The organism is Morganella sp. EGD-HP17 (genome assembly GCF_000512315.2).
In the GTDB taxonomy this organism is placed as follows: domain Bacteria; phylum Pseudomonadota; class Gammaproteobacteria; order Enterobacterales; family Enterobacteriaceae; genus Morganella; species Morganella morganii.
The window spans coordinates 51,632-67,699 of record NZ_AZRH01000007.1 but is presented as its reverse complement, the minus strand read 5'-3'; the positions used below and the strand labels follow the sequence as shown (position 1 = coordinate 67,699).

General features: G+C 52.0%; 10 protein-coding genes. 9 read left to right on the top strand and 1 reads right to left on the bottom strand.

What is annotated here, in order from left to right:
* Positions 1-70: 70 nt before the first annotated feature.
* The gene (lgt, locus tag X965_RS09265) at positions 71-967 is read left to right on the top strand and encodes a prolipoprotein diacylglyceryl transferase (protein WP_004237185.1); all 897 of its coding nucleotides are present in this window, start codon (positions 71-73) and stop codon (positions 965-967) included.
* Between the two features lie 76 nt (positions 968-1,043).
* Here lgt and thyA read toward each other — a convergent pair whose 3' ends face one another.
* Positions 1,044-1,979, bottom strand: a complete 936-nt coding sequence (gene thyA, locus X965_RS09260; RefSeq protein WP_004242187.1) for a thymidylate synthase — start codon at positions 1,977-1,979, stop codon at positions 1,044-1,046.
* A 481-nt stretch (positions 1,980-2,460) separates the two neighbouring features.
* On the opposite strand from thyA, the gene X965_RS09255 reads away from it, so the two are divergent.
* From X965_RS09255 to recD, 8 genes are read left to right on the top strand one after another with little or no spacing between them, the layout of a single operon-like run.
* Entirely contained in the window at positions 2,461-2,928 is a 468-nt protein-coding gene (locus X965_RS09255) for a hypothetical protein (protein ID WP_004237190.1), read from the top strand.
* The gene (locus tag X965_RS09250) at positions 2,922-3,509 is read left to right on the top strand and encodes a prepilin peptidase-dependent protein (protein WP_004237191.1); all 588 of its coding nucleotides are present in this window, start codon (positions 2,922-2,924) and stop codon (positions 3,507-3,509) included. Before X965_RS09255 ends, X965_RS09250 begins: the two co-directional genes overlap by 7 nt.
* Positions 3,484-3,999: a YgdB family protein gene (locus X965_RS09245; RefSeq protein WP_225310106.1), complete on the top strand. Its 516-nt coding sequence runs from the start codon at positions 3,484-3,486 to the stop codon at positions 3,997-3,999. The genes X965_RS09250 and X965_RS09245 overlap by 26 nt, the downstream gene beginning before the upstream one ends.
* Positions 3,992-4,324: a prepilin-type N-terminal cleavage/methylation domain-containing protein gene (locus X965_RS09240; RefSeq protein WP_036417863.1), complete on the top strand. Its 333-nt coding sequence runs from the start codon at positions 3,992-3,994 to the stop codon at positions 4,322-4,324. The genes X965_RS09245 and X965_RS09240 overlap by 8 nt, the downstream gene beginning before the upstream one ends.
* Positions 4,325-4,334: 10 nt before the next feature.
* The gene (gene recC / locus X965_RS09235) at positions 4,335-7,736 is read left to right on the top strand and encodes an exodeoxyribonuclease V subunit gamma (protein WP_036417861.1); all 3,402 of its coding nucleotides are present in this window, start codon (positions 4,335-4,337) and stop codon (positions 7,734-7,736) included.
* A complete protein-coding gene (gene ptrA, locus X965_RS09230; protein ID WP_172794087.1) occupies positions 7,720-10,611 on the top strand; it encodes a pitrilysin in 2,892 nt (963 codons plus the stop codon). Before recC ends, ptrA begins: the two co-directional genes overlap by 17 nt.
* 4 nt (positions 10,612-10,615) lie before the next feature.
* Positions 10,616-14,233, top strand: coding sequence for an exodeoxyribonuclease V subunit beta (recB, locus tag X965_RS09225; protein ID WP_036417857.1), 3,618 nt, complete (start codon positions 10,616-10,618; stop codon positions 14,231-14,233).
* Positions 14,233-16,065 (top strand): exodeoxyribonuclease V subunit alpha, encoded by a 1,833-nt coding sequence (recD, locus tag X965_RS09220; RefSeq protein ID WP_036413778.1) that lies wholly within the window; start codon positions 14,233-14,235, stop codon positions 16,063-16,065. The genes recB and recD overlap by 1 nt, the downstream gene beginning before the upstream one ends.
* Positions 16,066-16,068: the final 3 nt, after the last annotated feature.

Here is a 16,068-nt window from a genome sequence, read left to right as displayed (position 1 = left end):
GTCATATATCCCGGTCTGCGGCAGGCAGAGCTGTAACCGCAGCCGGATACAACACACAGTGTGAGGTACGATGAGTAACACTTATCTGGCATTTCCGGATTTTGATCCTGTTATTTTTTCTGTGGGGCCGGTGGCGTTACGCTGGTACGGGCTGATGTATCTTGTCGGGTTTGTGTTTGCCATGTGGCTGGCCAACCGGCGTGCAGACAAACCGGGCAGCGGCTGGAAACGCAGTGAAGTTGAAACACTGTTATATGCCGGGTTTGTGGGGGTTTTCCTGGGCGGCCGTATCGGCTATGTGCTGTTTTATAACTTCCCGCTGTTTGCAGAAAACCCGCTGTATCTGTTCAAAGTCTGGGATGGCGGTATGTCATTCCACGGCGGACTGATGGGCGTTATTATTGCTATGTGGTGGTTTGCCCGCCGCACGAAGCGTCATTTTTTACAGGTTGCTGACTTTGTGGCACCGTTGATTCCGTTTGGTCTCGGTATGGGGCGCATCGGTAACTTTATTAATGGCGAACTGTGGGGGCGTGTGACACTCGATACACCGTGGGCCATTCTGTTCCCGACGTCTTATAGTGAAGACGTGAAACTGGCTGCTGCTGATCCGTCTCTGATGCCGGTGCTTGAGCAATACGGCGTTCTGCCGCGTCACCCGTCGCAGCTGTATGAAATGCTGCTGGAAGGGATCGTCCTCTTTATTATTCTGAATGTGTTTGTCCGTAAATCCCGCCCGATGGGCAGTGTGTCAGGTCTGTTCCTGATCGGCTATGGGCTGTTCCGTATCATTGTGGAATTTTTCCGCCAGCCGGATGCCCAGCTTGGTTTATTCGGCGGGATCAGCATGGGGCAGATTTTGTCTGTGCCGATGATTATTATTGGTGTACTGATGATGGTATGGGCATACAAATGCCCGGGTAATAAAAAGCAGAGTAATACCGGAAAACAGAACGCACCGGAATAGATCAGGCTTTAGTGAGTAATAAAAAACTGCATCGTAACGGATGCAGTTTTTTTATGCGCGGCTGTTTAATGGTTTCTCAGACAGAGAACGGATATTTAATCGGGTCGTGGTGCTGATAATCTGTCACTGTGAAGTCATCGGTGGTTACCCATGTCATTAAATCATCCAGCGTTTTAATGTCAGGGTTAATATGCAGTTTCGGTGATGCAAATGGCTTACGTGCAATCTGGACATCACGCATTAATTCCAGCTGATCTTCATATAAATGAAGGTTAACCACTTTGTGATAAACCTTACCGCATTTCAGGCCGGTTATCTGAGCCATAATAGCCAGCAGGAAATAACATTGCGGCGCATTGAAAACATAACCCAGTGCATAATCACAACTGCGCTGATAACTATTTAAATATAATGTGCCATCAAGAACGGAGAAATGATGCATAAACATGCAGGGTCTCAGGCAACCCTGATTAAATTCACCGGGATTCCAGAATGAAATAATTTCACCGCGGTCATCAATTCCTTTTTTTAAATTATCATAGACTTTACGGAGTTGATCGAATGTATTTTTTCGCAGTTCATTAATCAGTGTTTTAACACCTTCTTTATCTCCGGAATCATTTAATGATAATAATAAATCATACTGTGCTTCTGTCGGGGATACTTTCAGCTGCCGTCCCTGAACACCATAAACGCGGCCCATATCATCCTCACCTTTGCGGTTCGGGTTTGCCAGCCAGTCGGTATTTTCATTGGCGTTAGCGTTCCAGGTATTACAGCCGATGGCTCTGAACTGAGCGGCGCTGTCATATCCGCGTAAGTAACCCAGCATCTCTGCAATTGCGGCTTTCCAGAATGCCTTGCGGGTGGTCACCAGCGGGAACTCATTTTTGTCAACGTGGTAAGTGAAATCGGCATTAATAATTGTCAGGCATCTTTTACCTGTCCGTTTATTCTCAATCCATTTCCCTTCCTCCAGAATCCGCTTTGCAATGTCTAAATATTGTTCCACTTTCGTTTTCCTGTTGACGCAGTATATGGTTTTTATATTATAACATTATTTTCATTTTTTTAATACAAGATAATATTATTTTGATTTTTTATCAGTATTAAATCTATTAATCATATTAATAATTGAGTTAATGTTTTTGTTATTTATAAAAATCATTAGTGGGTTTTTTATTCTTTATCTGATTATTTCCGGCTCACCGGTACTGATATTCAAATACAGTACCGGCGGCCGGTTTTTATATCAGTTAATTTCCGTATTGTTAAAGAGCGGTGGTGTCTGTACTTTTTAGCGCCTTCATTTTGTTCACTCCACACTTTTTTCTCTGGCAGATAATTTTTTTCCGTACAACACGAAAAATGAATGTGAATTTGCAGTATTCCGCAGAATTTTTTTCCTGTTGCATCGCATTTTTTTCGGTTTTGTCTTTCCGGGAGTGGTAAATCCGTTATTTTTTCGGCAGAGAAAACGAACGGATGAATACATGCTGACAGAACGGGGGATATCGCTGATGGAAGTCATTATTGTTTTATTTATTATGGCATTACCTGTTTCATTTATTAATATTTCATGGGAAAGCCACAGAGAGCGGCGTTATCTGACAGAAACGGCTGCGTTGTTTCAGCAATATCTCAGCAGCCATAAACTGAAAGCAACCTATCTGAACGAAACACGGAAAATCGCGGTTACGTTTGGTGAGAAAAGCCGGGCCTGTCATCAGGTATCCGCAGCACGGTGTGATGATGATCCGGAAGGATTCACACCGATGGAAGGTGTCCGGATTGTTTCCGGCACGACCGGTACCGTATTGTTCTGGGGAACCCGGCATACCGCCTCTGCTGCCAGCTTTTTACTGGAAAATACGCAGGGACAGATAAAACTGATTATCTCGGCCCCGGGCCGTATACGGTTGTGCACGCCGGACACGATATCCGGAGTACCGTCATGCTGAATAAAAGGCGGGAAAAGGGTTCACTGCTATTTGAAATGCTGGCGGGAATGGCTGTCAGTGCAATTCTTCTGGTCACGGTCACCCGCTTTTTTCCGGCGCTGGGGCAGGATGTACTGAACACATACCGGCAATACAAGCTGGATACGATAATGCGGGAAACCCTTTTGCGGCTGGAAAAAGATCTCCGGCGGACGGCATTCTGCCGGGGGCACTGTCAGGGCAAACCGCTGGAAATTGCCGCCCGGCGCGGCGAGACAGACGGCAGTTGCATCATTGTTGCTTACGACCTCAATCACAATGGCCGCTGGGAGCGGAATGTCCGTAAAATCGGGGAGCATTTCGGCTACCGTCTGAATAAGCAGGCACTGGAATGGACGCGCGACGCCCGCAGCTGCCGGGATACCGGCTGGCAAAAGGTCACGGATAGCCGCTATGTGAATGTTTCCCGGTTTCTGGTCACGCCGGTAAAACTGTACGGAAAAAATGGCCTGAAACTGACCCTGACACTCACCGGACGGGACATGCCCTTAATACAGCGAACCGGAGAAAGCCTGATTGTCATGCCTAATTACCACCTGTAGATCCGGCGGGGAGAAAGCCGGTCACTCCGGAGGCAATGCCCTGTTGCTGATGATTATGCTGTTGCTGGGAATTTCACTGATGATGTTGTCTGTTTTACATCGCTTTTATCAGACAGAGTGGCGTAACGGTCAGGATGAAACGGCATTTTACCGGGCGGATGCCGGTGCGGCCTCTGCACTGGAATGGGGGCTGACACTGGCGTGGTCCCGGAAAGCACTGAACGAAACACAGTTTTACTGCCGGACAGCACCGGATCCGGAACTGAAGAGTTGTTTGCGGCGGCTGAGAGCCAATAAGCTGTTATTACAGGGCAGCATGTTTTCTCCCTGGTTTGAACAAAATATCACGCATTATCAGCTGGTCAGTGCACGGGAAGAAGGAGACAACATGATATTGACAGCAATACCGCAGGGATGGAGTGATTTTTGCCCGCCGGATTTAAAACCCGGCTGCAACCGGCATACTGAAACGGGAGAAAACAATGAATGAGCGCGGCATGTCGTTACCGGAAGTGATGATTTGTGCCTTTATTTTTGCGATTCTGGTTACCGGATTATTACGCTATTATCAGCTCCTGCATAGCGGAAAACAGCGGCAATATGCGGATGTCAGCACGGTACGTCATCTGCATCAGATGATGCGTTTTACGTCGGATCCCGGGATATTACGGCAGATGATGCAGACACATTTATCTCCCCGGCAGAAATGGGAAAGTTATCAGGAAAATGTGTCACCGGGCTGTATTTCCGTTACTATCGGGCTGGTCTCTCCGGGAGAGCGCCGGTTAACCGCCGGCAGATGGCAATGTATGTAAGGACAGGACAATGTTTACAGTTTATCACTCCAATGATCTGGATCTGCTGAAAGATCTGATATGCCATATTATTGATAATGATAAAATTAATGATCCTTTTTGTCCTGAAACCGTGCTGGTGCAAAGCCCGGGGATGTCTCAGTGGCTGCAAATCAGCCTGGCAGAAAAACTGGGTATTGCCGCGAATATAACATTTCCGCTGCCCGCCACATTTATCTGGGATATGTTTACCCGTGTCCTGCCGGACATTCCGAGGGAGAGTGCCTTCAGTAAGGGCGCAATGACCTGGAAGCTGATGTCACTGCTGCCGCAGCGCCTTGATGATCCGGATTTTGCCCCGCTGCGCCATTATCTTGATGATGACGGGGATAAACGCAAACTGCATCAGCTATCGGGACGTATTGCTGATTTATTTGACCAGTATCTTGTCTACCGGCCGGACTGGCTGACGGCGTGGGAAAATAATGAACTGATTGACGGGCTGAGCCAGAACCAGTCCTGGCAGAAATGCCTGTGGCAGGATTTGCAGACACTAACCCGCAGCCTGGGGCAGCCGGAATGGCACCGTGCCAATCTTTATCAGCGTTTTATTGATGTGCTCAATGAAGGTGATCCGGAAGTGGTTTCCAATCTGCCGCCCCGACTTTTTATCTGTGGTATCTCCGCATTACCGCCGGTCTATCTGCAGGCTCTGCGGGCGCTCGGGCAACATACCCATATCCATCTGATGTTTACCAATCCCTGCCAGTATTACTGGGGCGATTTACAGAGCCCGGCTGCACTGCGGCGTATGCTGGCGCGCAAGCCGCAAAGTTATTGGGATAAAAAAGCCGTCAGCTGGTTTAAATCGGATGAGGATGCACCTTCACTGTTCGATTTTGAGGCTGACGGGGAACAGAATACCGGTAACCCGCTGCTGGCATCGTGGGGGCGTCCCGGCCGGGATAATCTGTTTTTCCTGGAAGAAATTGAAGAAATCCATGCTATTAAAGCCTTTGTCGACCGCCCTGCAGATACACTGCTGTCTGCTGTTCAGCAGGATATTCTTAATCTGGAAGACGGCAGTGTGGTGGGAAAAAACAAAGAGGAATTTGTCACCAGTAAGCGGCGGCGGGTGATTGCGGATAATGACCGTTCCCTGACATTCCATTCCTGCCACAGTCCGCAGCGGGAAGTCGAGATTTTGCAGGACTATTTACTGAACCTGCTGGAAAATGATCCGTCACTGACTCCCCGCGACATTATTGTGATGGTGGCGGATATCGACAGTTATTCTCCTTATATTCAGGCGGTATTTGGCCAGGGGAATGAAAACCGCTATCTGCCGTTTGCTATTTCAGACCGTAAAGCCCGCCAGGCTCATCCGGTATTACAGGCAGTACTGACACTGCTGGAATTACCGCAGAGCCGTTTCACCTCAGAGCATGTACTCAGTCTGCTGGAAGTCCCGGCGGTGGCGCAGCAGTTCGGGCTGGATGAGAGCGATTTACCGCTTCTGCGCCGCTGGGTCAGCGGATCCGGTGTCCGCTGGGGGCTGGATGACCATAATATTGAATCTTTCTCACTGCCGGTTTTTGGCCAGAACACCTGGAAATTCGGGCTGGAACGCATGCTGCTGGGCTATGCCATGGCAGAGGAGGAAGGTACCTGGCGCGGGATCCTGCCGTATGACGAGGTTTCCGGTATGTCAGCGGACCGGGTCGGACAACTGGCTGCTTTTATTGATACGTTGCGGCAGTGGCAGAAAATACTGAGTGAACCGCGGACACCGGCACAATGGCGTGAAACCGGTTCTGAGCTTCTGTCTGCCTTTTTCATGACGACACCGGATACCGAACCGGTGCTCAGTATGGTGTTACAGCAGTGGCAGCAGGTACTGGATCAGGGGGTTAAAGCCTGTTATGACGGCGATGTTCCGCTTGCATTGATCCGGGATGAGCTCTCTCTGCGGCTGGATGACGAGAAAATCAGCCAGCGCTTTTTATCGGGAGCGGTAAACTTTTGCACGCTGATGCCGATGCGTTCTGTGCCGTTTAAGGTTATTTGCCTGCTGGGTATGAATGACGGTGTGTACCCGAGGACAATCCCGCCGCTGGGGTTTGATCTTATGGCGGAAAAAAGCCGCCGGGGTGACCGCAAACGCCGGGATGATGACCGCTATCTTTTCCTGGAGGCGCTGGGGTCAGCAAAAGAATATTTATATATCAGTTATATCGGCCGATCTATCCGCGATAATGAAGAGCGTAACCCGTCAGTGCTGGTCAGTGAACTGCTGGAATATGCCGGTCTCAGTTTTTGTCTGGAGAAAGACCGGTTTGCTGACCTGGATACCAGCCGGGAAGCGCTGGAAAATCATCTGATTGTCCGGCACACCAGGGTTCCGTTTGCGGCGGATAACTACCGGGAGGGCGCGGAATTTCAGAGCTTTTCGCCGCAGTGGTTACCGGCAGCATTACGGCAGGGCGAAGCGCAGGGGCCGTTTAATGTCCCGGTTCCGTCAGAAGATATAACAGAAATAACCATTGATCAGCTGCTGAGGTTTTACCGTCATCCGGTCAGGGCATTTTTTCAGCAGCGTCTGAATGTCCATTTTGATATTGAGGATGTGGCTCTGCCGGAAGAAGAACCGTTCAGTGTTGATAATTTACAGCGTTACGGGTTTAACACCCGGCTGCTTGATGCGCTGGTGGACGGCGAACCGGAAGAGCGGGTCTTCCGCATACTGAAGGCGGCGGGGGAACTGCCGGCCGGGGCGTTTGCACAGGTTTACTGGGAAGAACAATTACAGGAAATGGATGTTCTGGCGGAGAAAATCCGTAATGCACGGACAGAATCTGATATTGAGTCGTTTCACTATGTTACCGGGCCGTATACTTACAGCGGGCAACTGACCGGAGTTCAGGAGAACGGGCTGCTCCGCTGGCGTCCGGCGGCACTTACCGCCGCTGACGGGCTGCGTTTGTGGATTGAACATCTGACATACAGCCTGAGCGGACGGCAGCAGTACAGCCGGATGTACGGGCGCGGTGATACGGTGTGGATCTTTGAGCCGCTGACGGCAGAGCAGGCGCAGGGCTATCTGCGTCAGCTGCTGGATGTGTTTGTCCGTGGTCTGAATGAGCCGCTGCCTGTCTTTGTCAAAAGCGGCTGGGCATGGCTGACCACACTGGCGGATGAGAACACCGGTGAACTCTCTGATGATGATGCACTCCAACATAAAGCCGGTTTACTGCTTCTGCAGACACTGCAGGGGGGATATCAGTTTACCGGTGAGGCGGAGGACGATTATGTCGTCCGCGCATTCCGCCATTTTGATGAAGCACTTATGGATGCAATAAAGCAATTTTCACAACAACTCTTTTTGCCGATGTTTCAACATCAGAAGAACAGGGAGAATGAGGCTGATGCCTAAACAACTAGTGCAGTTTATTTTTACGCTGCTTTTCTTTTTTACCGGTGCCAATGCACTTGCTCAGAATAACTGGCAGGTTCTGCCCGGAGAGATTGAGAAAAGCGCCAACGATCCGCGTCAGTATCAGGCAATCACCCTGAAAAATAATATGACGGTTCTGCTGATTTCCGATAAAACCGCGCGCAAATCAGCGGCGGCAGTCAGTTTGGCCATCGGCAGTATGGATGAGCCGCAGAGCCAGGCTGGTCTTGCGCACTATCTGGAACATATGGTGCTGATGGGTTCAAAACGTTTCCCTGAACCCGGTAATTTCAGTGATTATCTGGCGAAGCACGGCGGCAGCCATAATGCCAGTACCGGCTCCAATTACACTGACTTCTATTTTGAAGTGGAAAATAATGCGCTGAAAGGGGCAACGGAGCGGCTGGCTGATGCCCTGGCAGAACCGCTGCTGGATCCGGTGAATGCGGATAAAGAACGTAATGCGGTTAACGCTGAGCTGACCATGGCGCGTTCCCGTGACGGGCACCGCATGTATCAGGTCCGGGCGGAAACCTGGAACCCGGCACATCCGATTTCCCGTTTTTCCGGTGGTAACCTGGAAACCCTTAGAGATAAGCCCGGCAGCATCCTGCATGAAGAGCTGCTGAAGTTTTATAATACCTATTATTCATCCAATCTGATGAAAGCTGTTATCTACGGACCGGAGTCCCCGGAAGAACTGGCAAAACTGGCCAATGAGACGTTCGGCACGATTCCGGATCGCCACGCAGCTGTTCCGCAGATTACCGTTCCGCTGATCACCGCAGCCGAGCAGCAGAAAATCATTCACTATGTTCCTGCGCAGCCGCAGAAATCGCTGGATTTTGAGTTTGTCATCGACAACAACAGCAAAGATTTCCGCAAGCAGACAGATACCTATATTGCGTATCTGCTGGGAAGCCGCAGTGAAGGTACGCTGGCGAACTGGCTGATATCCAACGGGTTGGCGGAGAGCGTCAGTGCATCGGCATCCTCAACCCTGGCACGTAACCAGGGCGTGTTTATTATCTCTGTCTCACTGACTGATGAGGGCATGGCGAAGCGCGATGAAATTACCGCCGCTGTTTTTGCGTACCTGAATCTGATTAAAGAAAAAGGGATCAATAAAGACTATTTCGATGAAATCGCCCGCGTGAATATGCTGGCATTCCGCTACAGCTCGGTTGTCCGTGATATGAACTATGTTGAATCACTGGCAAATACGATGATGGAATATCCGGTAAAAAATGTTCTGAATGTCGGCTATCTGGCTGATGACTGGGATCCTGCCGCCATCAAAGCCCGCCTTGCGGATTTAACACCGGAAAAAGCCCGCATCTGGTATACCAGCCCGCAGGAACCAAGCAATAAAAAAGCCTATTTCGTTGATGCGCCTTATCAGGTGGATGCAGTGACTGCAGCTCAGCTGGATAAATGGCGTAAATCTGAAGGTGATTTCCGTTTCTCTCTGCCTGCACTGAACCCGTTTATTCCGGATAATTTTGATCTGATCAAACAGCAGGAACAGCAAAAACCGGTACAACTGACAGACACTGCAAAACTGCGCCTGTTCTATATGCCGAGCCGCTATTTTGCGGATGAGCCGAAGGCAATTATCGCGCTGGAACTGCGTAACCGGAATGCCGGCAGAACAGCCAAAGATGTTGTCACCAGCGCGTTGCTCAGTTATGTCAGTGAACTGAAGCTGAATCAGCTCAGTTATCAGGCCAGCGTGGCAGGAATGGGGATCAATATCAGTGATGATGATGGTCTGAATATCAGCGTCAGTGGTTATTCCCAGCATCTGCCGGAACTGCTGACCACCGCAGTGAGTGAATACCAGTCCTTTACACCGTCAGCATCGGAGCTTGCACAGGCGAAATCCTGGTATCGTGAGCAGGTTGCGGTATCGGATAACGGCAAAGCCTATGAAATGGCAATGCGTCCGTTCAGCCGTCTGAAATCAGTGCCTTATTTTGAAGATAAAGAACGCCTCGCAGCGCTGGACACCATTACCGAAAGTGACATCACGCAGTACCGTGACCGTCTTATCCGTGAAGGTGCTCTCCAGATGTTTGTATTCGGTAATCTGACAGCACCTCAGGCAAAGCAGATTGCATCGAAAGCTCAGGCACAGCTCGGTTCACAGGGTACGGAATGGTGGGTCGGGGATTACTATGTGATTGATAAAGCCCTGAAACCAAGCTTTGACGAAAAAGCCAACAGCACAGATAACGCGCTGGCCAATATCTTTATTCCGGACGGTTATTCACGGACGGAAGGTGCTGCATTCTCGTCTGTGCTGTCGAAAATTCTGCATCCGTGGTTCTATGATCAGTTGCGGACACAGGAACAGCTGGGGTATGCCCTGTTTGCATTTAACCCGAACTTCGGCCGCCAGTGGGGGATCGGTTTCCTGCTGCAAAGCAATGAAAAGAATCCGGCTTATCTGTCACAACGCTTTGATGATTTTTATATCAATGCGGAAAAACGCCTGAAAGCACTGGATAATGCGGAGTTTGATAAATACCGTAATGCACTGCTGACTGAAATGACACAACCGCCGGAAACCTTTGAGGAAGAAGCATCCCGTTATTCATTTGATTTCAAAAATAATTACTTTGATTTCAACACCCGCGAGCAGACGATTGCGGCGGTGAAAAAAATGACCAAACAGGATGTGGTGACATTCTATGAGAACGCGGTGATGTCGAAAAAAGGACTGGCGCTTTACTCTCAGGTGACCGGTACCGGCGGCAAAGCGGATGATTACGCGAAACCGGCCGGATGGACGACGTATCCGTCTGTCACGGCTTTCCAGGCGCTGTTACCTGTTAAAGAAGAAATCCGGTAAAACGATGGCGGCTGAATCTTTAAATCCGATGACAATACCGCTGCAGGGGCAGCGGTTAATTGAGGCCTCTGCCGGTACAGGGAAAACTTACACCCTGGCCCGGCTCTATCTGCGTCTGCTGCTGGGTATTGGTGAAGGGGCATTTGTCCGGCCGTTATCGGCGGAAGAGATCCTGGTGGTGACCTTTACCGAAGCGGCAACCAATGAACTGCGGGGGCGTATCCGTGAGAACATCCATAAGTTGCGGATCGCCTGTCTGCGTCATGAAGAAGGCGGGGAACCGGGGGAGGATTACGGATTCGGTCCGCTTCTGGCGCTGATTGAGGATAAACAAAGTGCTGCTCAGCGCCTGCTGCTGGCTGAACGGCAGATGGATGAAGCCGCCATTTTTACCATCCACGGTTTTTGTCAGCGTATGCTGACACACAACGCCTTTGAATCCGGCGTGCTCTTTGAACAAACGCTGATTCAGGATGAGCATCCTGTCCGTAAACAGGCCTGCGAGGACTTCTGGCGGCGTCATTGTTACCCGCTGCCGGTTGAACTGGCCAGAGCCATTACACAGCTCTGGTCTGATCCTGAGGCGCTGCTGCGGGATATTTACCCCTGGCTGCAGGGGGAACTGCCCGGAATTACAGATGCACCGGAATCGGATGAAACATTACTTTCCCGCCATGAAAAAATTATCGCCGCGATTGATGAGGTCAAACAGTGCTGGCGGGAAAGTGATGTTGATTTTGTCAGTCTTATTCAGAACTCTGATCTGAATAAAAGCAGTTACCGCGCTAATCTGGTGCCCGGATGGATTGCCGGCATTGATGACTGGGCGAAGGAAACCGAAACCACACATTACGCACTGCCGAAAAATATAGAACGTTTCAGTCAGGCAGTGCTGGATGAAAAAACCAAAAAAGGCGGTACGCCGCCGTCACATCCGGTGTTCTCTGCGATTGAGGAACTGACAGCACAGGCACTGACGCTGGAGGATGTCCTGTTTACCCGCGCGGTGTATGAGATCCGCCGGACCATCACGCAGGAGAAACAGGCCCGGGGCGAGATGGGATTTGATGATTTGCTGACCCGGCTGGATAACGCGCTGCATCAGGAAAACGGCGTTCTGCTGGCGCAGACACTGCGCAGACGTTTTCCGGTGGCGATGATTGATGAATTCCAGGATACCGATCCCCAGCAATACCGGATCTTCCGTACTATCTATCAGGAAAACACCGGTGACAACGGCACACCGGCAGATCCGTACGGACTGCTGTTTATCGGTGACCCGAAACAGGCGATTTACGCCTTCCGCGGCGCGGATATTTTCACCTATATCAAAGCGCGGCAGGATGTCAGTGCGCATTACACTCTTGGGACTAACTTCCGTTCCGCGAAGACGATGGTCGACAGCGTCAACAAGCTGTTTTTACAGGCGGATGAGCCTTTCTGCTTTAAACAGATCCCGTTTCAGCCGGTCAGTTCCGCACCGGATAATGATGAGGCCGCTTTTATTATCGGCGGAAAAACACAACCGGCGGTGCAGTTCTGGTGGCAGGCCGCAGAGGGGGTCAGCAGCGGGGATTATGAGCGGACAATGGCGGGAGTGTGTGCCGGGCAGATCTGCGACTGGCTGGATGCCGGACAAAACGGCACGGCACTGATTGGCAAGCCCGGGAAACAACGGCCGGTCAGTGCGGCAGATATTACCGTGCTGGTACGCAGCCGCCGGGAAGCACAACTGATAAAAGATGTCCTTAACCAGCGGGCGATCCCGTCTGTTTTTCTCTCAAACCGCGACAGCGTGTTTGACACACCGGAAGCCCGCGAGTTGCTGTGGCTGCTCCAGGCGGTGCTGAATCCGGAAAAGGAGCGGTTGTTGCGCAGTGCGCTGGCATCCGGGTTGTTTGGTCTGAATGCTGCGCAAATTGATGCACTGAATCAGGATGAAGCTGCCCGTGACAGGCTGGTGGACGAGTTCGCCGGTTATGGTCAGATCTGGCAGCAGCAGGGCGTTCTGCCGATGCTGCGCCGGGTGCTCAGTCAGCGGAAGATTGCGGAAAATCTTCTGGTGGGGCAGGACGGTGAACGGCGCTTAACCGATATCATGCATATCAGTGAGTTACTTCAGGAAACATCACTGACGCTGGAAAATGAACACGCCCTGGTGTGCTGGCTGGCACAACAGGTATTACGCCCGGATGCGCAGTCAGAAAGTCAGCAGATGCGGCTGGAAAGTGATCAGCATCTGGTTCAGATTTGCACTATCCATAAATCCAAAGGGCTGGAATACCCGCTGGTGTGGCTGCCGTTTATCTGTAATTTTCAGGCGGGTGGTCAGCGGCTTTATCATGATGAAACCACCTTCGAGCCGTGCCTGACACTGTCACCGGATGAAACACAGCTTGCCCTGGCGGATAAAGAACGTCTGGCAGAGGATTTACGTCTGTTGTATGTGGCGGTGACGCGGGCGGTTTACCATTGCAGCCTGGGTGTTGCGCCGATTATCAGAGGGAACCGCAAAAAAACAGGTAATACCGACCTGCATCTTAACGGGCTGGGGTATCTGCTTCAGAACGGACAGGCATGTGACAGCAAAACCCTGGCGGAGCGGCTTGATGCTTTTTGTCAGGGCGACAGCCCGGTTGCTGTCACCCGGATAACAGAACCACAACTGCAACTGTGGCAGCCCGGTATGTCACAGCCGCCGTCCCTGGCGGTGAAGCCGTTTACCCGGAATGTCAGCAGCCGCTGGCGTGTGACCAGTTACAGTGGCCTGAGTTACGGTGCATCGTCCGGCGGCACTGTGTATACACAGGACAGACAGGAAGAGATGATGGCGATGATCCGTTCTCTCAGCCCGTCACTGGATACAGATACGCTCGGTGAAGTGCAGGACGAAACCGGAACGGCACAAACCGCCGGTACCTTCCCGCGCGGTGCGATGGCGGGGACATTCCTGCACAGCCTGTTTGAAGAGCTTGAATTTGATAGTGAGCCCTCACTTGAGTGGCTGAGGGAGCAACTGCTGTCATACGGATTCTCTGCTGAATGGGCACCGTTCCTGCAAACCTGGTTCACGGATCTGGTTAATACACCGTTGTCTGCGGAAGGGCCGGTGCTCAGTGCAATCCCGGTACGTTATAAACAGGATGAAATGCAGTTTTTCCTGCCGATAGACGGCGACCTGACCGCGCAAAAACTGGATGCACTGACGCGGCAGTATGATCCGCTGTCAGCACAGGCACCACCGCTGGATTTCGCGGCAGTGACCGGTATGCTGAAAGGCTTTATTGACCTTGTGTTTTATCACGACGGTAAATATTACATAGCGGACTATAAATCAAACTATCTGGGTGACAGTCACGCAGATTATCAGCCGGACGCACTGGCGCAGGCGATGCTGGAACACCGCTATGATTTGCAGTATCAGCTGTATACGCTGGCGCTGCATCGCTATCTGCGCCACCGGTTGCCGGATTATGACTATCAGACGCATTTCGGCGGTGTGTATTACCTCTTTCTGCGCGGCATGACACCGGACCATCCCGGCTGGGGGATCTGGTTTTATCGCCCGGAGCAGGCATTCACGGAACAACTGGATGCCCTGTTTAAAGGGGAGGAAGGTTAATGAATACTCACTTACAAATCTTGTGTGCAGAGCAGATCCTGCGTCCCCTGGACTGTCAGTTCGCCGCCATGCTGGCACCGGACAGTCATCCTCTGCTGCAACTCGTCTTTGCCCTGCTCAGTGCACAAACCGGCGGCGGACACGTCTGCCTGCCGCTGTCGCGGATTATTCCCGCAGCGGAACAGGGCGGACGGCATGCGGAGATCATGCAGTCTGTCTGGAAGGCACTGAATGAGCCGGGACTGCCGGAGATAAAAGCGGCGCTGTCTGCCTCTGATGCGGTTAGTGATGGCTCACTTCCCGCACCGGTTGTGCTGTCAGAAGAGAATTTGTACCTGCACCGGATGTGGCAGTATGAATGCCGGGTGGCGGAATTTTTCTCCCGGCCTCAGCGGATTTCTGCTGATGCAGAGAAACTGCGCCCGGTTCTGGATGCATTGTTCGGTACGGAAGAACCGGAGGACTGGCAGAAAATTGCCGCAGCGGTAGCGGTCAGCAGCCGGACTTCCGTTATTTCCGGCGGGCCCGGTACCGGTAAAACCACAACCGTTGCCCGTATTCTGGCGGCACTGGTGCAATCCGCCGCTGAGCCGCTGCTGATTGAACTGGCAGCACCGACCGGCAAAGCGGCAGCCCGCCTGACTGAATCACTGGGTGAGGCGATCGCGCAGCTTGATTTGACGGATGCACAGCGGGCCATGATGCCGGAGCAAGCCAAAACCCTGCACCGCCTGCTGGGCGCTCAGCCGGACAGCCGCCGGTTACGCCATCATCAGAAAAACCCGCTGATGTCGGATGTGCTGATTGTGGATGAAGCATCCATGGTTGATTTACCGATGATGGCGTCACTGATTGATGCACTGCCGGAGAACGCTATTCTGATCCTGCTGGGGGATAAAGATCAGCTGGCTTCGGTGGAAGCCGGGGCGGTGCTGGGGGATATCTGCCGTTTTGCTGAATCCGGTTACACACCACAGCGGCGGCAGGCGCTGGAGGCTATGACCGGCTGTGTGCTGCCGGATAAGTCGCCGGCGCATCCGGTCAATGTGCAGGATCACCTCTGCCTGCTGCGTAAAAGTTTCCGTTTTGATGCCGGTTCCGGCATCGGGCAACTGGCCACCGCAGTTAACAACGGCGATATCCGGGAAACCATGGCGGTTCTCGGCGGGCAGCGGCCGGATGTCCGTTATGTGCCGCTGGAGGATGAAGAAGGCTATGCTCAGGTACTGACAGACACCATGAAAGCCTATCTGCCGTTTTTATCACTGGTGAAACAGCATGCCGATCCTGCAGCGGTGCTTGACGCCTTCAGTCAGTTCCGGCTGCTCTGTGCGCTGCGTGAAGGGCCGTTCGGTGTGGAAGGGCTGAATGAGCGCATTGAACGGCTGCTGCATCAGCAGGGGCATATCCGCCGTCCGCTGATACACCGGCACCGCGCCTATAACGGCAAACCGGTGATGATAAGCCGTAATGACAGCCCGCTGGGGCTGTTCAACGGTGATATCGGGATTATGCTGACGGATGAAAACCATGAACTGCGGGTGTATTTCCGGCTGCCGGACGGCACTATCAGGAGTATCCGCCCGAGCCGTCTTCCGGCACACGAAACAGCATATGTGATGACGGTGCATAAATCACAGGGCTCTGAGTTTGCTCATACCGCGCTGGTGCTGCCGGTGCAGCCTTCGCCGCTGGTCAGCCGTGAATTGCTGTATACAGCACTGACGCGGGCGAAGCAGTTTCTGACCATATACAGCCGGGAAGAGTGTGTTAAGCGGGCGGTGAAAACGCCGACTCAGCGGTACAGCGGACTGAGCGGGCGTTTGCGTTAGTCC

Coding starts and splice junctions, on each gene's coding strand:
- lgt (WP_004237185.1), top strand. CDS start 71: ATGAGTAACACTTATCTGGCATTTCCGGATTTTGATCCTGTTATTTTT.
- X965_RS09255 (WP_004237190.1), top strand. CDS start 2,461: ATGCTGACAGAACGGGGGATATCGCTGATGGAAGTCATTATTGTTTTA.
- X965_RS09250 (WP_004237191.1), top strand. CDS start 2,922: ATGCTGAATAAAAGGCGGGAAAAGGGTTCACTGCTATTTGAAATGCTG.
- X965_RS09240 (WP_036417863.1), top strand. CDS start 3,992: ATGAATGAGCGCGGCATGTCGTTACCGGAAGTGATGATTTGTGCCTTT.
- recC (WP_036417861.1), top strand. CDS start 4,335: ATGTTTACAGTTTATCACTCCAATGATCTGGATCTGCTGAAAGATCTG.
- ptrA (WP_172794087.1), top strand. CDS start 7,720: ATGAGGCTGATGCCTAAACAACTAGTGCAGTTTATTTTTACGCTGCTT.
- recB (WP_036417857.1), top strand. CDS start 10,616: ATGGCGGCTGAATCTTTAAATCCGATGACAATACCGCTGCAGGGGCAG.
- recD (WP_036413778.1), top strand. CDS start 14,233: ATGAATACTCACTTACAAATCTTGTGTGCAGAGCAGATCCTGCGTCCC.